The organism is Pacificoceanicola algae, assembly GCF_049341065.1.
GTDB lineage: Bacteria > Pseudomonadota > Alphaproteobacteria > Rhodobacterales > Rhodobacteraceae > Pacificoceanicola.
This window is the reverse complement of sequence record NZ_JBMPIX010000002.1, coordinates 187,411-205,007: the sequence shown is the minus strand read 5'-3', so window position 1 is coordinate 205,007 and position 17,597 is coordinate 187,411. Positions and strand designations below refer to the sequence as shown.

Below are 17,597 nucleotides of genomic sequence, written 5' to 3'. Positions count from 1 at the left end.
ATCCAGGCGCTTCTGGACAGCCCGGCGCATCGCGCCCGCTGGCTGGCTTGGGCGCAGGGAGGCACGCGATGAGCGTGCAGCGCAGGAATTCTTCCCCGGGTGCGCCCGGGACATGCGCGGCCCCGACGGGAGGACTCACTTGGTGGGGTCGGGGCTGCGCGTCATTCCTGGGTATTTTTCTGGCATCCATGACACTTGCATCGGAACCGGTCACGGTGCCGTCCGGTATTGAAGTCAACTTTTACGACATGATCTGGGACGCGCCGGGCGACGGGCTGACATATCGGTTCCGCTTTCTCGCACCGAAAATCGCCGATCCTGACACGGACTATATGTCCGTCGCCTCTGATATGGAGGCGCTGTGCAACGACTATGCCATCCCTCGACTTGCTGGGACCGGCCCGCAGCCGAACAGGATCGTCGTCACCTTGATGGCAGAGCCGGTGGATTTCGGCGTGATGAACCCGGATGTAACCCAGTTCTTCGAGAGCTACAGCGTCGAAAACGGCCTCTGCATTTGGGAGGCTTTTTGATGTTTCCACAATATCTTGCGCGCGTCTCCTCATGTGGACAAGTTTCTGAGGCTTTCCCGTCACAGCGCCGCCGCTTGCAAAGGCGGGCGTATCTTTTGCCCACGCGCGCAGCTATCTTGAGGCCTGATTGCATCCATGCAATCGAAACCTCGAAACGGGGACAGGTGAGGCGCTTGCGTCTTGCCCAATTCGTTGAACTTGACAGGAGAGAAAGATGTCCAAGAGCATCCAACTTCTTGCCATGCTGGGTTTTGTTGCAAGCCTCTCGGCTTGTGGCGGCCAGCAAGAAGAAGAGTATGTCGTGGTTAACCCTGAGCCCATCAGCGTCGAGCCCGTCTACACCGGCAAGTACAAGTAAGCAGACTTCGGGGCGGGCGGTTTCGCCCGTCCCGCTTTGCACCGGTTTCCATCCGGACGCGCTTTGGCCCGGTCCGCGGCCGACAGACCTGACCATTGGTGACAGGCGTCGCGCAGATTTTCCCGCATTTCCAGAACAGGAGGGCGGGGCATGCTGAAGCACCGCGGTTTCCCCGGACGTCTTCCCGGAACAGACTATCAATTCACCCTGCGCCGCGCGAACCCCAAAGGGGTGACGCCACTGGTTGCGCGCGAACGCTATCGCGATCGTCGCCCGCCGGACAAACGGGCGGACGTAGGCTTTATGGCGGCGCTCTGGGCGCATTTCGGCGACCAGCCGTTTGAGCGAGGCAATCTCGATGCCGGTCGCTTGTCATGGCTGTTCGGACGCGAGGTCCTGCCCTACGACGACCCGTTCGACCCCGAAAGCTATGACGCCATGTTGGTGATCGACGAGGCTGCCGCGCGCGCCTCCTTCCCCGAGATTTTCGAAGGGGGGGATTGGGCGTGATTATGCCGACGCTGGATCAATTTGCGCGGGAAAAGGCTCATTCTCTGCCAGTCAGGTTGCCGGGTCTTGCGAGTGCGAAAAAGCCGGGCAATCTGGCCCCATCACGCATGTCCCCGAATGCGCCTTGTCGCAAAAACACGCGTGACCCATCCCTCGCCGGACGGCGCTGTCTGTCCCCATGCGGCCCGTCCGGCACCCTTTTCAGGCACCCGCGTTTTTCGACGCGGGGAACATCCCAATGCCCGGCGGCGTTCGTTCCTTGCAACTCGCCGCTTTGTGCGGCTGAGCAGATAACGGAGAACATAACATGCGCCTCAAGAGCTTCACTTTCGCCATTCTCGCACTTGCCGGTCTCGCCGCGTGCGAAGGCACCGATCTGGAACGCGGTCTTATCGGTGCCGGAGCAGGCGCTGCCACCGCAGCAGCAACCGGAAACAACGTCGCCGCAGGGGCCGCAATCGGCGGCGCCGCAGGCGTTGTCTGTGACGATCTCACTCCGGGCATCTGCAAAGACAAATAATTTTCGCCATGTAACCGGTCGGGCTGCGCCCCGTCCGATCAGGCATTCTGACGCCGCCCCGGGCCATGCCCGTGGGCGGCGTTTTTGTGCCGCGATTTTCGCGCCCGCGCAGGGCCAATAGACAAGAGGGGACAGACATGTTCGACAAGATCCTAATCGCCAACCGGGGCGAGATCGCCTGCCGGGTCATCAAGACCGCCCAGAAGATGGGCATCAAGACCGTGGCCGTCTATTCCGACGCGGACAAACACGCGCTGCATGTGGAAATGGCCGACGAGGCGGTGCACATCGGCCCGCCGCAGGCGAACCAGTCCTATATCGTGATCGACAAGATCATGGAGGCCATCAAGCAATCCGGCGCGCAGGCTGTGCACCCGGGCTATGGTTTCCTTTCTGAAAACCCCAAGTTCGCCGAGGCGCTGGAGGCCGCAGGCGTCGCCTTTATCGGGCCCCCGGTGAAAGCCATCGAGGCGATGGGTGACAAGATCACCAGTAAGAAGATCGCCCAAGAGGCCAATGTCAGCACGGTTCCGGGCTATATGGGCCTGATCGAAGATGCGGACGAAGCGGTCAAGATCTCGAACGAGGTCGGCTATCCGGTGATGATTAAGGCCAGCGCCGGCGGCGGCGGCAAAGGTATGCGGATCGCCTGGAACGACGACGAGGCGCGTGAAGGCTTTCAGTCCTCCAAGAACGAAGCGGCCAGCAGCTTTGGCGACGACCGGATCTTTATCGAAAAGTTCGTCACCCAGCCGCGTCACATCGAAATTCAGGTGCTCTGCGATGCGCATGGCAATGGTATTTATCTCAACGAGCGCGAATGCTCGATCCAGCGCCGGAACCAGAAGGTTGTAGAAGAGGCGCCGTCACCCTTTCTTGATGAGGCGACGCGCAAGGCGATGGGCGAGCAGTCCGTCGCACTGGCCAAGGCCGTGGGCTATGCTTCCGCAGGTACGGTGGAATTCATCGTGGACGGGGATCGCAACTTCTACTTCCTCGAGATGAACACGCGCCTGCAGGTAGAGCACCCGGTGACCGAACTGATCACCGGCGTCGATCTGGTGGAGCAGATGATCCGCGTGGCCAATGGTGAGCCGCTGTCGATCACGCAGGACGATGTGAAGATCAACGGCTGGGCCATCGAAAATCGCCTTTATGCCGAAGACCCGTACCGCAACTTCCTGCCCTCGATTGGCCGTCTGACCCGCTATCGTCCGCCCGCCGAAGGTCCGCTGGGCGATGGCATTGTGCGCAACGATACCGGCGTCTTCGAAGGCGGCGAAATCAGCATGTATTACGACCCGATGATCGCCAAGCTTTGCACTTGGGGCCACACACGCGGCGAGGCGATCGAGACCATGCGCAATGCGCTCGACAGCTTTGAGGTCGAAGGTATCGGCCACAACCTGCCCTTCGTGGCGGCTGTGATGGACCACCCCAAGTTCGTCTCGGGCGACATGACCACAGCCTTTATCGCCGAGGAATATCCCGACGGTTTCGAAGGGGTGACCCTGGGTGAGGACGAGCTGCGCCGCGTGGCTGCCGCTGCCGCCGCGATGAATCGTGTTGCGGAAATTCGCCGGGCGCGGATCTCTGGCCGGATCGACAACCACGAACGTCATGTCGGCGAGGACTGGAATGTCGCGCTGCAGGGCACCAGCTTTGACGTGGTGATTGCTGCCGATCACGAAGGCTCGACCGTGACCTTCAAGGATGGCTCCACCTTGCGGGTCGAAGGCAACTGGACCCCCGGCGACACGCTGGCAACGATGACCGTTGGCGGCGCGTCTTTGGTTCTGAAGGTAGACAAGATCACCCACGGCTTCCGCCTGCGCACCCGTGGCGCCGACCTGAAGGTGCATGTGCGCACGCCGCGCCAAGCCGAACTGGCGTCTCTGATGCCGGAAAAACTGCCGCCAGATACCTCGAAACTGCTGCTTTGCCCGATGCCCGGCCTGATCGTGAAGGTCAATGTCGAGGTCGGCGACGAAGTTCAGGACGGTCAGGCACTGTGTACCGTCGAAGCGATGAAGATGGAGAACATCCTGCGCGCCGAAAAGTCTGGTGTCGTGTCCAAGATCAACGCGGCGGCGGGCGACAGCCTTGCCGTTGATGATGTGATCATGGAATTCGAGTAACCCGGTTTGGACCGGCTGGGCACATATCCTGCGCAGGCAACGAAGTCTCAAGACTTCGTCGCTACCGTGATGAAAGCTTGCTTTCTAGGGGATGCGCATGCTCGGCCGGACCTTTCGGCGATCTTTGGGTGTACTGACGGCTTTGGTCGGGCTGACGGCATGCCAGCTCGATACAGAGCAAGAGGCGCGGAAGATTGTGGCGCCGTGGATATTCCTTGCAGAGACCGAGCAGTTCACCTCCGAGAAGGATTGCACCGTGGCGCGGTTCGCGGTTGTCTCGGCGGAAGTACGGCGTACGCGCGGCCCGGTGATCATGAATTCGGTGCGTGCGGCGATCCCGTTGTTGCAGGAGGGCCGGACAGTGGCCTTCGACATTCCCGGGCTGACGCCGAACCAAGTGTCGGAACAACTGATGTCGATCAACCTGTTCAAGGGGTTGGGGATGCTGGCCAGCTTTGTCGGGCCGGGCAAACGCTGCATGGACGACACCTTTGCCGTAGATGCCTACACCGTGCTGATGTCATCGGACACGATGATGATCTACGATCCGGTCACCTATTCGATGGTCCTGCTGTACCGGCCCGCGAAGGTCGCGTTTTTCATGCGTACAAAAAGCTGACCTACCGGCGCAGCACGTCGCGGCTATCCTTCACCTCTTGCTGGCGCAGCGGCAGCTTGTCGATCGAGCGGCTGATTTCGCGCACATCCCAAGGGGCTGGTTTGCGGATGACGACACTGCCGTCCTTGGCCAGAACCACCAACATGAAGCCGCGCGGGCGCAGGGTCTTGCGGACGGTGCTGCCCGCAGCCGGGTCGGTGTCGGTGATCACCACCACATCGCGCAGAACCAGAGCGTCGATGCGTTCGAGGATCAGCTGCATCTGCTCGACATATCGCGGATCGGCCGGATTGTCGGCAAAGACCACGACCGGCCTTTTCAACCAGATCCAATCGTCCAATGAGGTCTGCGAAGCCTCGATGATCGGCGGGTCGGGCAGAATATCTTCTGCCGACTGGGCCGCGCCGGGGCTGGCCAACGCCAGGATAAGTGCCGAAAACACGATTTTGATCAGAGACTTCATACACTCTGATATAGGGGCAGGGCGGGGCTATGCACAGGGCCAAGCCACCGCCATCCGTGAAAATTTTACCTTTAACCAGATCGTGACAGTGCCGGGCGCACCTTGCCAGCCAATCGAAACGGCCCGGGGGCTGCCACCCCGGCGCATCGCAAGGTCTGTGCTGCCAATGGACGTCATTCTGCATCTGGGTGCCCACCGCACCGGCTCAACCAGTTTTCAGCGCTTCGTGCGCGCCAATCAAAGCCAGCTTGCTGCGCGATCCATCGGCTTTTGGGGGCCGGGGCGCACCCGCAAGGGGCTGCTGCATGGCGTGGCTGACCGCCCTGTGTCACCTGAACAAGCGCGCCGGGCTATAGGCCGCGTGCAACTGAACCTGCGGGGGGCTGAACGCAACGGCGCGACGATTCTGATCGTCTCGGACGAGAATATGATCGGATCTGTGCGCCGTTGTCTGCGTGCGCGCCTGCTGTACCCTGAAGTCGGTGAGCGTATGGCGCGGCTGCATGGGGCCTTTAGCCCGGTGCGCCGGGTCGTGCTGCAAATCAGATCGCTTGAAAGCTGGTGGGCGTCATCGATGGCCTATCTGATCCCGCGCGGTGGCGGCATCCCGCCAGAGGCCGCGCTTGAGCTTATCTCGACCAGCGTGCGCAGTTGGCGCCATGTGATCACCGATCTGGCCTGTGCCTGCCCGGGGTCGGAAATCCTTGTCTCGCCCTTCGAGCGCTTTGGCCCGCGCCCCGACCGGCTGCTGGCCGAGATGAGCGGGTCGTTTTTCCCGCAAATGGCCGCGCATGGTGAATTCTGGGTCAACCAGTGCCCGCATCTTCCCGAACTGCGCGAGGTTCTGGAAGATCGCGGTCAGGACCCAAGCCAGCTGCCCGAAGGTGAGGGGCGCTGGAACCCCTTCACCGACATTCAGGCCGCGCGACTGCGCGAGACCTATGCCGACGATCTGTTCTGGCTGCGCGCCGGGGCCGATGGTCTGGCCCGACTGACAGAGGACCCAGAGCCTGCAAAACCGGCGATACAGCTGGTCGCGGGACTCGACAAGAGAGGACAAAATGATGACGGATCTGCCCGAAGACTGGCGCCAACTCGCTGAAAAGGAACTGCGCGGCCGCACTGTGGACGACCTGACCTGGCACACGCTGGAAGGCATCGAGGTCAAGCCGCTTTACACCGAAGACGACACGAAGGATCTGCCGCATATGGGCAGCCTGCCCGGGGTCGGCCCCTTCACGCGTGGGGTAAAAGCGACAATGTACGCCGGGCGCCCCTGGACCATCCGCCAGTATGCGGGGTTCTCGACCGCCGAGGAAAGCAACGCCTTTTATCGCAAGGCGCTGGACGCCGGGCAGCAGGGCGTCTCGGTCGCTTTCGATCTGGCGACGCACCGCGGCTATGACAGCGACCACCCCCGCGTGGTGGGCGATGTCGGCAAGGCCGGTGTGGCCATCGACAGCGTTGAGGATATGAAAATCCTGTTCGACGGCATCCCGCTGGACAAGGTCAGCGTCTCGATGACGATGAACGGCGCGGTGATTCCGATCCTCGCCAATTTTATCGTCACCGGCGAAGAGCAGGGCCATGACAAGGCGATCCTGTCGGGCACCATTCAGAATGACATTCTGAAGGAATTCATGGTGCGCAACACCTATATCTATCCGCCTGCACCTTCGATGCGGATCATCTCGGATATCATCGAATATACCTCGAACGAGATGCCCAGGTTCAACAGCATCTCGATCTCGGGCTACCACATGCAAGAGGCTGGCGCCTCCTTGGTGCAAGAGCTGGCCTATACGCTCGCGGACGGCAAGGAATACGTCAAAACCGCCATCGAGGCGGGCATGGATATCGACAAATTCGCAGGCCGGCTGTCGTTCTTCTTTGCCATCGGCAAGAATTTCTTCATGGAAGTGGCCAAGCTGCGCGCGGCGCGGATGCTGTGGCACCGGATCATGACCGAGCTTGGCGCCAAGAACGACCGCTCCAAGATGCTGCGCACCCATTGCCAGACCTCGGGCGTGTCGCTGACCGAACAGGACCCCTATAACAATGTGATCCGCACCGCCTACGAGGCGATGTCGGCGGTTCTGGGGGGCACACAATCGCTGCACACCAACGCGCTGGACGAGGCGATCGCCTTGCCAACCGACTTCAGCGCCCGCATCGCCCGCAACACCCAGCTGATCCTTCAGGAAGAAACCGGCGTGACCAATGTGGTCGATCCGCTGGCCGGGTCGTATTACGTCGAAAAGCTGACCCATGATCTGGCGGAAGAGGCGTGGAAGCTGATCGCCGAAGTCGATGAGATGGGCGGCATGACCAAGGCGGTTGAATCCGGCATGCCCAAACTGCGGATCGAAGAGACCGCGGCGCGGCGTCAGGCAGATATTGACCGCGGCACCGATGTGATCGTCGGCGTCAACAAATATAAGCTGGGCAAGGAAGACGATCTCGACATTCTTGATATCGACAATGCCAAGGTCCGGATCGGTCAGGTTGCGCGTCTTGAAAAGATCCGTGCCACTCGCGATGAGGCCGCCTGTCAGGCAGCGCTCGATGAATTGACCCGCCGCGCCAAAGAGGGAGGCAATCTTCTGGAAGCAGCGGTCGAAGCTGCCCGGGCGCGTGCCTCTGTAGGAGAAATCAGCATGGCGATGGAAAAGGAATTCGGCCGTCACCGCGCCGAGGTCAAGACTTTGGCGGGTGTCTATGGTGCCGCTTATGAAGGCGACGAAGGCTTTGCCGCGATCCAAAAAGCGGTCGATCAGTTCGCCGAGGACGAAGGTCGCCGGCCGCGTATGCTGGTGGTCAAGATGGGGCAGGACGGTCACGACCGGGGCGCCAAGGTGATTGCCACGGCCTTTGCTGACATCGGCTTTGACGTCGATGTTGGCCCGCTGTTCCAGACCCCGGCCGAAGCGGCGCAGGATGCCATCGACAACGATGTGCATGTGATCGGGATTTCGTCTCAGGCGGCAGGGCACAAGACGCTTGCGCCGCAATTGGTCGAGGAACTCAAGGCGCAGGGCGCGGGGGACATCATCGTGATCTGCGGCGGGGTGATCCCGCATCAGGACTATGAATTCCTGTACAATGCGGGGGTCAAGGCGATCTTCGGCCCAGGGACGAACATCCCCGACGCGGCGCAGGACATTTTACGGATCATCCGCGAAACCCGCAAATCCTGAGATTGCTGACCTTGAAACGATCTGCGCGCCCCGATGGGGCGCGCTTTTTTCATCTCGGCCAAAACGAGCTGGCCGCGTTCATGACTTGGGCATTATTCCGCAGGGGCAGGCTCACTCTTGGACTCGGCTGGTGAGGTCGACAGGCGCAACGCCGTGTATCCCAGAATGCCCGAGATCACCGACCCCGCCAGCACCCCAAGCCGCACTTCGTTCATCAGGGTCGCATCGCTGTAGCTGAGCGAGCCGATGAACAGCGACATGGTAAAACCGATGCCCGCAAGACAGGCGATGCCGTAGATCTGCGCCCATGTGGCCCCAGAAGGCATTCGCGCCAGTCCCATTTTGACCATGACAAAGGTGACGCCAAAGACGCCGATCTGCTTGCCAATGATCAAACCCAGCGCAATGCCAAGCGGCAGGGGAGCGAAGAGATCGGAAAAGCTGAGGCCCTTCAACACGACGCCCGCATTGGCAAAAGCGAAGACCGGGATGATGAAGTAGAGCACATAGGGCGACAGGGCGTGTTCCAGCGCATGCAGCGGGGATTTGCCCCACTTGTCCTTGAGCGGGATGAAAAAGGCGGTGACGACCCCTGCCAGCGTGGCATGCACGCCCGATTTCAGGACAAAGAACCACATGACCACGCCCAGCAGCAGGATTGGCGCCACGCGGTGCGCGCCTTTGGCGTTCAGCCAGAACATGATCGCCGCAGGGATCAGCGCCAGATAGAGGTAATCGACCTTCAGTTCGGCCGTGTAGAACAAAGCGATGATGATGATCGCACCCATGTCGTCCAAGATCGCCAGCGTCAGCAGGAAGATCTTGAGCGAGGAGGGCACGCGGTCACCGACGAGGGCCAGTACGCCCAAGGCAAAAGCGATGTCCGTGGCTGCCGGAATCGCCCAGCCGGTCACGGTGGCAGCGTTGCCAAGGTTGAACGCAAGGAAGACCAGCGCGGGCAGGACCATACCGCCAACAGCGGCCATTCCCGGCAAAACCACGTCCGAAGGGCGCTTGAGCTTGCCCTCCAAAAGCTCGGCCTTCAACTCGAGGCCGATCAGGAAGAAGAAGATCGCCATCAAGCCGTCGTTGATCCACAGGATCAGCGGCTTTTGCAGCCCCTCTCCGTTCAGGGTGACGGCCAGATAACTGCCCAAGGCGCCATCATAAACCCCGGCGAGGCCAGAGTTGGCGATGATCATGGCCGCAACGGCAGCCAGCATCAAAAGAATACCGCCGGAAGCTTCGTGACTGAAGAACCGGTCGATGGCACGCAAGAGCATATGTCCCTCCATTTTTATCAGGTAATTTGAGGTAACATGTCCTCGGAATGCGATTTTTCAAGAGTTGGAGAGGAAATTCAGTCTAGGCGGGGGCCAAAGGCTGGCCTATCGTGCTCAGGTTCTTCATTTTTCAGGCACAGGCATGTTGGAACTGGACCATATCGCGGTACTTGGCGAGTCCCTGGAGGAGGCGGTCGAGCTGATCGAGAGAGCCTTTGGTCTGCCGATGTTGCCGGGTGGCAATCACGCACGCTTTGGTACCCACAATCAGCTTTTGGGCATGGCGCCGCAGCTTTACATCGAGGCCATCGCGATTGATCCCGGCGCGCTGCCGCCGCCGGATGCGCGTTGGTTCGGGCTCGATACGTTTCTTGGACCTGCAAAGCTGAACAAATGGATTTGCCGCGTCCCCGATATGGACGCCGCGCTTGAGGCGCTTCCCATGGCGGGCCGCAAGGTGGAACTGACGCGCGGGGCGCTCAGTTGGACCATGGCAGTGCCACTGGACGGGGAGTTGCCGTTTGATGGGATGTTCCCTGCCTTTATCCAGTGGCTGGGCGATGTGCCAGCGCCGGGAAAGGCCATGTCATCGGGGTCTTTGGAGTTGAAGGCGTTGACAGTCCGACACCCGGAGGCCGCGGCCCTGGGCGCGCTTCTGGAGCCGTTGCTTGATGCACCGCTGGTGCGTTTTGAACAGGCCGAGGAACCGGGGCTTGCCGCACGGATCGCTGTCGACGGCGAGGAGATCGTTCTGTGACCATGGTCATCCGGCCCGCCAAGGACCGCGATGCATCGCAGATCGCGGCAATCTGGAACGATGTCATCGACCACACGGCCATCACCTTCACCACCGAGCGCAAGACCTGCGCGGGGATCGCTGCCGATATCGCGCACCGCGGCCCGCTTTTTCTTGTGGCTGAACAAGGCGGGCAGGTTTGCGGCTTTGCCACCGCCTTCCAGTTTCGAGGCGGGCCGGGCTATGCTCATACCTACGAGCACTCCGTGCAACTGTCCGCAGAGGCGCGCGGGCAGGGCGCTGGCCGCAGGTTGATGCAGGCGTTGGAGCAGGCGTTGCGCGGGCAGGGCGCGCATTCGCTTTGGGCCGGGGTCAGCGGTGAAAACCCGGGCGGTGTCACTTTTCACCGCGCGGTGGGGTTCACCGAGATTGCGCGATTGCCCGAGGTCGGTTTCAAGTTCGGTCGCTGGATGGATCTTGTGCTGATGCAGAAAATTCTGTGAAACCGGGCCTGACAGTTCCCGTCCAAAGTCGTAAACTGTCCTCATGTCGATTTGGACCCGCATCACCAGTGCCATTGCTTCGCTGACCAAAGGCGAAGGCCTGGCGGCTGTCTTTGAACATCTTCGCAGCCCGCCCGAGCGGACCATCGCCTTTACCATCGCGGTGATCGCCTTGTCCGCCAAGATGGCCAAGGCCGATGGGCTTGTCACCCGCGATGAGGTCAGCGCCTTCCGCGAGGTGTTCGCCATCGCCCCCGAAGACGAAGCCGGGGCGGCCAAGGTTTTTAACCTTGCACGTCAGGACGTTGCGGGTTTCGAAGAATACGCCATGCGGATCGAGAAGATGTTTGGAACAGGCTCGCCCACGCTGTGCGACTTGATGGAGGGGTTGTTCCATATCGCCATGGCGGATGGACAATACCACCCCAATGAAGACGCCTTCCTGGAGCGGGTCGCCGAGATTTTCGGCATGGAGAAGGCCCGGTTCATGGCGGTGCGCGCGCGCTTTGTCCCGAATGCGGATCAAGACCCCTATACGGTGCTTGGCGTAACGCATGACATGCCGCTTGAGGCGATCCGCAAGCATTATCGTCAGTTGGTTCGCGAAAGCCATCCGGATGTGATGATCGCCCGCGGCGTGCCGGAAGAGGCGGTGCAACTGTCGCAAAAACGTCTGGTCGACATCAACCGCGCCTGGAAAGAGATTTCCGCGCGAGAGACAGCCTGAGACCGCCGTTGCGGTTGGCCACCTATAACGTCGAGTGGTTCGATTCGCTTTTTGACGACAGGGGGCGACTTTTGGCCGATGGCGGCTGGTCTGCGCGGCACAATATCACGCGCCAAATGCAGGCCGAGGCGCTGGGCATCGTTTTTACCGCGATGAATGCCGACGCGATCATGCTGATCGAAGCGCCCGACACCAATTCCCGCCGCAGCACCTCACGCGCCCTGAACAGCTTTGTCGAGGCCTATGATCTGCGCACACGCGCGATTGTCACGGGTTTTGTCAACGACACTCAGCAGGAAATCGCACTGCTGTATGACCCCTATGTTCTGACCGCGCGCCATGATCCGCAGGGCGGAGCCGACAGCGTTCCGCCGCGGTTCGACAGGGTTTTTGACATCGATCTCGACATCGATGCGACCCACGATCACGTCGTGTTTTCCAAGCCGCCGCTGGAATTGGCCGTGCAGACGACGTCGGGGCGTGATCTGCGGATCATCGGGGCACACCTGAAATCCAAGGCCCCCCACGGTGCGCGCGGGCGGGACGAGGTCATGCAGTTGTCGATAGCCAACCGCCGCAAGCAACTGGCGCAGGCGATCTGGCTGCGCCAACGGATCGAGGCGCATTTGTCCGCAGGTGAAAGTCTGATCCTGATGGGCGATCTGAACGACGGTCCCGGCCTTGACCAGTACGAGAACCTCTTTGGGCGCAGCTCGGTCGAAATTATCGCCGGTGACGGTGGTCCGCCGCTGTACGATCCGCACGCGGAATGCGCTTTGGCAAGCCGGATCAGCGCACAACCGACGACAGCGCGGTTCTACCTGTCCTCGGAAAAGCGGTATCTGCAGGCCTTGCTGGACTATATCATGGTCTCTGAAGACCTGCGCGCCTTGTTGCCCAAGTGGCGGATCTGGCATCCGTTTGATGATCCGGCGTGCTGGTCCACGCCCGAGCTGCATCAGGCTTTGCTGACCGCCTCGGACCATTTCCCGGTGACGCTGGACATTGATCTTTGACGCCGGGCAGGCGGCTCTCTTATCAAACTGCCTGAGATGGCCTATATTCGGGCTATGAAACAGTTTGCCGCCCCGCTTATTGCCCTCGCGCTTGTTGCGACACCGCTTGCCGCGCAAGACGCTGACGAGGATGGCTTCAGCCTGATGGAAGAGGGCGTGCAGATGTTCCTGCGCGGCCTCATGTCCGAAATGGAACCTGCCTTGCAAGACCTCGAAGGTATGGCGCAGGAAATCCAGCCTTTTCTCAACGATTTCGCCGCCGAGATGGGTCCTGCGCTCAAGGATCTGGTGGGAAAAGTCGAAGACTGGTCGGTCTATCACCCGCCCGAAATGCTGCCCAACGGCGACATTATCCTGCGCAAGAAGACGGAACAGGAAATGGCTGAAGAAAACGAAGAGATCGAGCTCTGATCCCAAAAAGCAAAAGGCCCGCATCGCTGCGGGCCTTTGTCGTTTCTGCGATAGGGCAGAGGTTTAGAATATGAAGTCCGACGCGTCGATCGTCGCGGTGGTTTCGCCTTCGATCAAGATGAGTTCTTCGCCCGCCATGGTCACCAGAACCCCGTGGGGGTTGTCGGTCAGAACCAGATCCGCGGAACTTCCGCCGAAACCAGAGACGTCGATCACGTCAATGCCGTCTTCGAAGTCGCGGATGCGGTCAAAACCGTCACCTGCCTTGAACAGGAACTTGTCCGCGCCAGCGCCGCCGAACAACAGGTCGTTGCCCGTACCGCCATTGATCGTGTCGTTGCCATCATCGCCGCGAACACGGTCATTCCTGGCACCGCCGTCAACAAAGTCGTCGCCGCTGCCGCCCGACACGGTGTCGTTGTCGTCACCGCCGCCCGCAACATCGTTGCCGGCACCGGCAAAAATCTTGTCGCTGCCCGCGCCGCCCGCGACGACATCACCGCCGCCTTCGCCGAACAAAAGGTCGTCGCCGCCGCCACCAATAACGCCGTCGTCGCCGGAACCGCCATAGACTGTGTCAGCCCCTTCTCCGGAAAGAATTGTATCAACGCCAATGCCACCGAAGATACTGTCGTCCCCAAGACCACCGATAATGTTATCCGCGCCGTTGCCGCCATTGATGGTATCCGCGCCATCGCCACCGTCGAGAACATCGTTCCCGGCGTTGCCAAGGATGGAATCGGCCCCGGCTTCGCCAAAGACGATATCGTCGTTGCTTCCGACTGTGATGAAGTCCAGACCATCTCCGCCGTAGACGGTGTTTTTGCCCAGACCACCATAAATGCTGTCGTTGCCGCCCTGACCATAGATGGTGTCGTCGCCAAGCTCGCCGAGGATAAAGTCGTCGTCGTCGCCGCCGTCAATAAAGTCGTTGTCATCGCCACCCTTCAGGGTGTCGTTGCCCGCTTGGCCCCAAAGCACGTCAAAGCCCGCACCACCTAAAACGCTGTCGTCTCCCGCCAAGCCGAAGTAAGTGTCATTGCCATTTTCAGGTCGATGACATCGTTGCCACCTGTACCTGATAGATTGTCGTTAGAACCTGTTGCACCAGCTGCCATAACCAAAAATCCTTTGAAGAGGTAATTAGACGCAAAGATATTTGCCCTACTTGGAAAAGTAGACAAATCCTTACGTTTTCAGAAAATGTGATCGCTCTCCGCAAAATTCAATTGAAACAGATTGTTGCAGATTGTGAGAGGGGGCTCAAAGACGCTTGTGGATGGGAGTTTATTTTGTAAAAGCGCCATTATTTGAGGCGCTTAACCCGTCAAAACTGTAATTTTTCGGCGACGCGGAAAAGTGATTCTCCAAAGCTGCGGCGCTTTCAGACGCACGGGTTGAAACAGCCGAAAAGCGTATTCAATCCATGCTTTCGCCAGAAACGCGACTTTCGGCTTCTTTCCCTTACGTAATTCCGAATGCAGTCTGTCGTATTGTCCCACGTATTGCAACCTACGAAGGGGCGACTTTCACCCCGCGCCCGCCCATTCGATGGGCAAGACACGTCACTCGGCGATCTGGATTTCGGTCGAAGCGGCGTCAAGCGAGGCGGCAAGCGACTTGAATCGCGCCTCGGTCACTTCGCCATAAAGTGGGGCGGCATCTTGCGACAGATGAAGGCAAAGCCGCTTTGTCCAGCCGTCCCAACTGAGACGCGCTTTTTCTTGCCCCGCGTCCGTCATCCAAAGCATGGCACCCAGACGCATTGCCTTGCCCAGCATCTCGGCCTCGTTGCGCTTGGCTTCGCTGAGCAGCCCGTACATCGCTTCGAAATGGGTGCCTTCGCGGCGGTTGCGGTAGCGATGCAGCAGTGCCAGCCCAAGATAGATGCGTTCCGAGTGCTTGAGCCCGCCCAGATTGGCGCGCGTAGAATTGTCAAAGCAGACCTCGGCGCGATAGTCGGGATGCGCCCGCCAACTGACGTCATGCAACAGACAAGCGGCGCGTACGATCCGTAGCCGCGCGGCATCTGCTTCGGGGAACAGAGGCAGCACGAATTTGTATAGCTTGCGACCAAATCCCGGCAGGCGGGCGTCTTTGCGTTCGGCAAAGCGGCAGGCTTCGATCAGGGGGTCGCGTTCACGCACCTCGTCGGGCATCTGCTCGTAAAGCATGCCCTCGCGGATACCATAGCTGGAAATCGCGATGTCCTTGGGTTCGAAAGCCTTGATCAGCCGGGCCAGTACCTCGGCGGCATAGGGAACAAGGTCCATCCGCGCCGAGGAAATCGAGCAGGCTTTGCGCAGCTCTTCCAGATTGGCCTCTTCGATGAACTTGATCGTGTCTGTCACCGCCTGAATGTCCATCCGGTATTCGTGCAGGACGTGCAGCGGATAGCCGCGGCGTTCCATGTCGATCCGGGCAATTGCGCGCCAGCTGCCGCCCACAAGGAACAGGCGATCATGCTGCGGACCCATGTAGTCGGCCAGATCCTTGACGATTTTCTTGATGTGCTTTTCGCGGGCGTCTTTGCCGCCTTCGAGAGTCATGAACTTGAGCGGCCCAAGGGGCGAGGTGATCCGCTTGCCCACCGTCCCATTCTTGATCTCGGCCAGTTCCATCGATGATCCGCCGATGTCGCAAATCAGGCCAAAGGCGCCGGGCCAGCCCAGCATAACGCCCTGCGCCGAGAGGCGGGCCTCTTCTTCGCCGTCGATCACCCAGACCTTGAGGCCGGTCGCGTCTTCGATTTCGTCCTTGAAAGCAGGGCCATCTTCGGCGTCGCGCATGGCGGCTGTCGCGACAACCGTCAGCGTGGGCAATTCCATCCCTTCAGCCAAAAGCTGAAAGCGTTTCATTGCCGACAGCGCGCGGACCTTGCCTTCGGGGTTCAGTTTGCCAGATTCGGCCATGCCGGCGCCAAGGCCGCACATCACCTTTTCGTTGTAGAAATAAGCCGGGCTGCGGGCAGCCCCGTCAAAGACCACCAGACGCACCGAGTTCGACCCGATATCGACCACGCCAACCCTCTTGAGGTGGCGCGCTTTCGGGTCGTCAAAGATCGGGCGGCCAAAGGGGCCCCAATCACCCTGATCTGGATCGTTGTGTGCGTCCATGGTCATCCCCAAAAATCACCCTCGTCCGGAATGGCCCATCCGGTCAAGCGGGGGCAAGGGGGCAGATGCCGCGAATTGTGTGACTTAACGTCACCTGACGCAAAAATGGCGCGCCCAACCGTGCTGGCGGAGCGCGCATTTTGACTGTTAGCGGAACAGGGTCAACAACTGCTGAGGCGCACGATTTGCGATGGAAAGTGCCTGAACCGCAAGCTGTTGCTGCACTTGCAGCGCCTGAAGGCGGGCCGAGCTGTCCTCCATATCGGCGTCTTCCAGCTGACCCAACCCATCTTGCAATGTGGCTGTGATTTTCGAGACAAATTCGGACTGCGTATCAATCCGTCTTTGATCCGAGCCGAACCCCGCCGCCGAATCGATTGCATAGCCAAGCAGGCCTTCGATTTGGGTCAGCGCCTTTCTGGCGCCTGCGTTGGTTGTCACATTGATGTGGTTCAATGCCTCAAGCCCGCCGCCGATGGTATTGGCGGCATCCGCGCCAAGCGTGTTGACGTTGACGGTGATCGTATCGGTGCCATCGGTCACGCCCGAGGAAATTTTCAGCGATTTTCCCGCGGCTTCGATGTTCAGCACATCGGTGCCCAAGGCGTTCTCCGCGGCGTAGTTGTCCCAGGCGCGGGTCAGCGCCTTGGCCACGTCGGACATGGTGTCCCCATCGTGCGCCACATAGCTGATGTCGCTGGCCGCCATTTCAGCCTGGGTTTCCGCAGCTGCTGCCGAGGTGCGATAGCTGGCTTGATCGAAGGACGAATTGTTGCCATCGGTGCCGAAGATCGAAATTGAATAGGCGGCACCTGCCTCGACCGTCAGGCCGCTCAGGTCGATGGTCGCGCTTTGAGTGGCATTCACAGCGCCGGTGGCGGCGCCAGCGTTGAAAGTTCCGCCCGTGGCCGCAATAGCCGAGGTGCCGGTGCTCATGTCGCGGCGGTTAAAACTCATATCCGAGCTGGAAACGCCATCGCTGCTGCGGTCAATCGAAGCCAGAACGCTGATCTTGCCGCTGCCCGCCGTGGTGTCAGTGTTTTGCAGCATATTCTGGCCATTGAAGGAAGCCGATCCGGTGATACCTTCGATCTGCTCTTTCAGAGCGTTGATGTTGTTCTGGATCTTGGTGCGATCGACGTTGCCTTCCTGCGCCGACACGACCGTCCCCTTGAGATCGGTCAAAAGCTCGGTGATGGTTTCGGCGCCTTGTCGAGCCACGGCCATGGTCGCCTGGCCAAGCGCAAGGCTGTCCGACACGCTTTTGAAGCCCGAGATATCGGCGCGCATGGTTTTGGATATCGCCCAGACGGCTGCGTTGTCACCTGCCGCGCCGACGCGCTTGCCGGTCGAAATTTCATTTTGGGTCTGTGTGATCTGCGAATTGATATTGCGCAGTGTCGCGAGGGCCGTCGTGGCCCCTCGGTTGGTCAGAATACTCGACATTTTTCTCGCCTCTTCAAGGAT

General features: G+C 60.2%; 18 protein-coding genes. 13 read left to right on the top strand and 5 right to left on the bottom strand.

The genetic code is table 11. From position 1 onward, the window contains the following. The first annotated feature begins 188 nt into the window (after nt 1-188). From ACOYQJ_RS03510 to ACOYQJ_RS03485, 6 genes are all read left to right on the top strand, one after another. Entirely contained in the window at nt 189-533 is a 345-nt protein-coding gene (locus tag ACOYQJ_RS03510) for a DUF6497 family protein (protein WP_422904619.1), read from the top strand. Nucleotides 534-747: 214 nt separating this feature from the next. Continuing rightward, nucleotides 748-891, top strand: coding sequence for a hypothetical protein (locus ACOYQJ_RS03505; RefSeq protein ID WP_422904618.1), 144 nt, complete (start codon nt 748-750; stop codon nt 889-891). Between the two features lie 150 nt (nt 892-1,041). Then, the gene (locus ACOYQJ_RS03500) at nt 1,042-1,401 is read left to right on the top strand and encodes a hypothetical protein (RefSeq protein ID WP_422904617.1); all 360 of its coding nucleotides are present in this window, start codon (nt 1,042-1,044) and stop codon (nt 1,399-1,401) included. Nucleotides 1,402-1,708: 307 nt separating this feature from the next. After that, the gene (locus tag ACOYQJ_RS03495; RefSeq protein ID WP_422904616.1) at nt 1,709-1,921 is read left to right on the top strand and encodes a hypothetical protein; all 213 of its coding nucleotides are present in this window, start codon (nt 1,709-1,711) and stop codon (nt 1,919-1,921) included. Between the two features lie 137 nt (nt 1,922-2,058). Beyond that, a complete protein-coding gene (locus ACOYQJ_RS03490) occupies nt 2,059-4,059 on the top strand; it encodes an acetyl-CoA carboxylase biotin carboxylase subunit (protein ID WP_422904615.1) in 2,001 nt (666 codons plus the stop codon). 97 nt (nt 4,060-4,156) lie between these two features. Continuing rightward, nucleotides 4,157-4,678, top strand: coding sequence for a hypothetical protein (locus tag ACOYQJ_RS03485; RefSeq protein ID WP_422904614.1), 522 nt, complete (start codon nt 4,157-4,159; stop codon nt 4,676-4,678). A gap of 1 nt (nt 4,679) precedes the next feature. Here ACOYQJ_RS03485 and ACOYQJ_RS03480 read toward each other — a convergent pair whose 3' ends face one another. Next, a complete protein-coding gene (locus ACOYQJ_RS03480) occupies nt 4,680-5,141 on the bottom strand; it encodes a DUF4174 domain-containing protein (RefSeq protein WP_422904613.1) in 462 nt (153 codons plus the stop codon). A 166-nt stretch (nt 5,142-5,307) separates the two neighbouring features. Between ACOYQJ_RS03480 and ACOYQJ_RS03475 the strand changes: the two genes are divergently transcribed. Both ACOYQJ_RS03475 and scpA read left to right on the top strand, forming a co-directional pair. Continuing rightward, nucleotides 5,308-6,243: a hypothetical protein gene (locus ACOYQJ_RS03475; protein WP_422904612.1), complete on the top strand. Its 936-nt coding sequence runs from the start codon at nt 5,308-5,310 to the stop codon at nt 6,241-6,243. Then, nucleotides 6,206-8,338: a methylmalonyl-CoA mutase gene (gene scpA / locus ACOYQJ_RS03470; RefSeq protein WP_422904877.1), complete on the top strand. Its 2,133-nt coding sequence runs from the start codon at nt 6,206-6,208 to the stop codon at nt 8,336-8,338. The genes ACOYQJ_RS03475 and scpA overlap by 38 nt, the downstream gene beginning before the upstream one ends. Nucleotides 8,339-8,430: 92 nt before the next feature. On the opposite strand, the gene nhaA is transcribed toward scpA, so the two are convergent. Beyond that, nucleotides 8,431-9,621 (bottom strand): Na+/H+ antiporter NhaA, encoded by a 1,191-nt coding sequence (gene nhaA / locus ACOYQJ_RS03465; protein WP_422904611.1) that lies wholly within the window; start codon nt 9,619-9,621, stop codon nt 8,431-8,433. Between the two features lie 142 nt (nt 9,622-9,763). Between nhaA and ACOYQJ_RS03460 the strand changes: the two genes are divergently transcribed. From ACOYQJ_RS03460 to ACOYQJ_RS03440, 5 genes are read left to right on the top strand one after another with little or no spacing between them, the layout of a single operon-like run. Then, the gene (locus ACOYQJ_RS03460) at nt 9,764-10,378 is read left to right on the top strand and encodes a VOC family protein (RefSeq protein WP_422904610.1); all 615 of its coding nucleotides are present in this window, start codon (nt 9,764-9,766) and stop codon (nt 10,376-10,378) included. 2 nt (nt 10,379-10,380) lie between these two features. After that, nucleotides 10,381-10,860, top strand: coding sequence for a GNAT family N-acetyltransferase (locus ACOYQJ_RS03455; RefSeq protein ID WP_422904876.1), 480 nt, complete (start codon nt 10,381-10,383; stop codon nt 10,858-10,860). Nucleotides 10,861-10,903: 43 nt separating this feature from the next. Next, on the top strand, nt 10,904-11,587 hold the full coding sequence (locus tag ACOYQJ_RS03450; RefSeq protein ID WP_422904609.1) for a TerB family tellurite resistance protein: 684 nt from the start codon (nt 10,904-10,906) through the stop codon (nt 11,585-11,587). Between the two features lie 8 nt (nt 11,588-11,595). Continuing rightward, entirely contained in the window at nt 11,596-12,603 is a 1,008-nt protein-coding gene (locus tag ACOYQJ_RS03445) for an endonuclease/exonuclease/phosphatase family protein (RefSeq protein WP_422904608.1), read from the top strand. A gap of 54 nt (nt 12,604-12,657) precedes the next feature. After that, on the top strand, nt 12,658-13,014 hold the full coding sequence (locus ACOYQJ_RS03440; protein ID WP_422904607.1) for a hypothetical protein: 357 nt from the start codon (nt 12,658-12,660) through the stop codon (nt 13,012-13,014). Nucleotides 13,015-13,077: 63 nt separating this feature from the next. Here the strand turns inward: ACOYQJ_RS03440 and ACOYQJ_RS03435 are convergent, their stop codons facing one another. The 3 genes from ACOYQJ_RS03435 to ACOYQJ_RS03425 form a co-directional block, all read right to left on the bottom strand. Next, the gene (locus tag ACOYQJ_RS03435) at nt 13,078-14,097 is read right to left on the bottom strand and encodes a calcium-binding protein (RefSeq protein ID WP_422904875.1); all 1,020 of its coding nucleotides are present in this window, start codon (nt 14,095-14,097) and stop codon (nt 13,078-13,080) included. A 482-nt stretch (nt 14,098-14,579) separates the two neighbouring features. Then, the gene (locus ACOYQJ_RS03430; RefSeq protein ID WP_422904606.1) at nt 14,580-16,130 is read right to left on the bottom strand and encodes a Ppx/GppA family phosphatase; all 1,551 of its coding nucleotides are present in this window, start codon (nt 16,128-16,130) and stop codon (nt 14,580-14,582) included. A gap of 147 nt (nt 16,131-16,277) precedes the next feature. Beyond that, nucleotides 16,278-17,576, bottom strand: coding sequence for a flagellin N-terminal helical domain-containing protein (locus ACOYQJ_RS03425; RefSeq protein ID WP_422904605.1), 1,299 nt, complete (start codon nt 17,574-17,576; stop codon nt 16,278-16,280). Between the last annotated feature and the right edge of the window lie 21 nt (nt 17,577-17,597).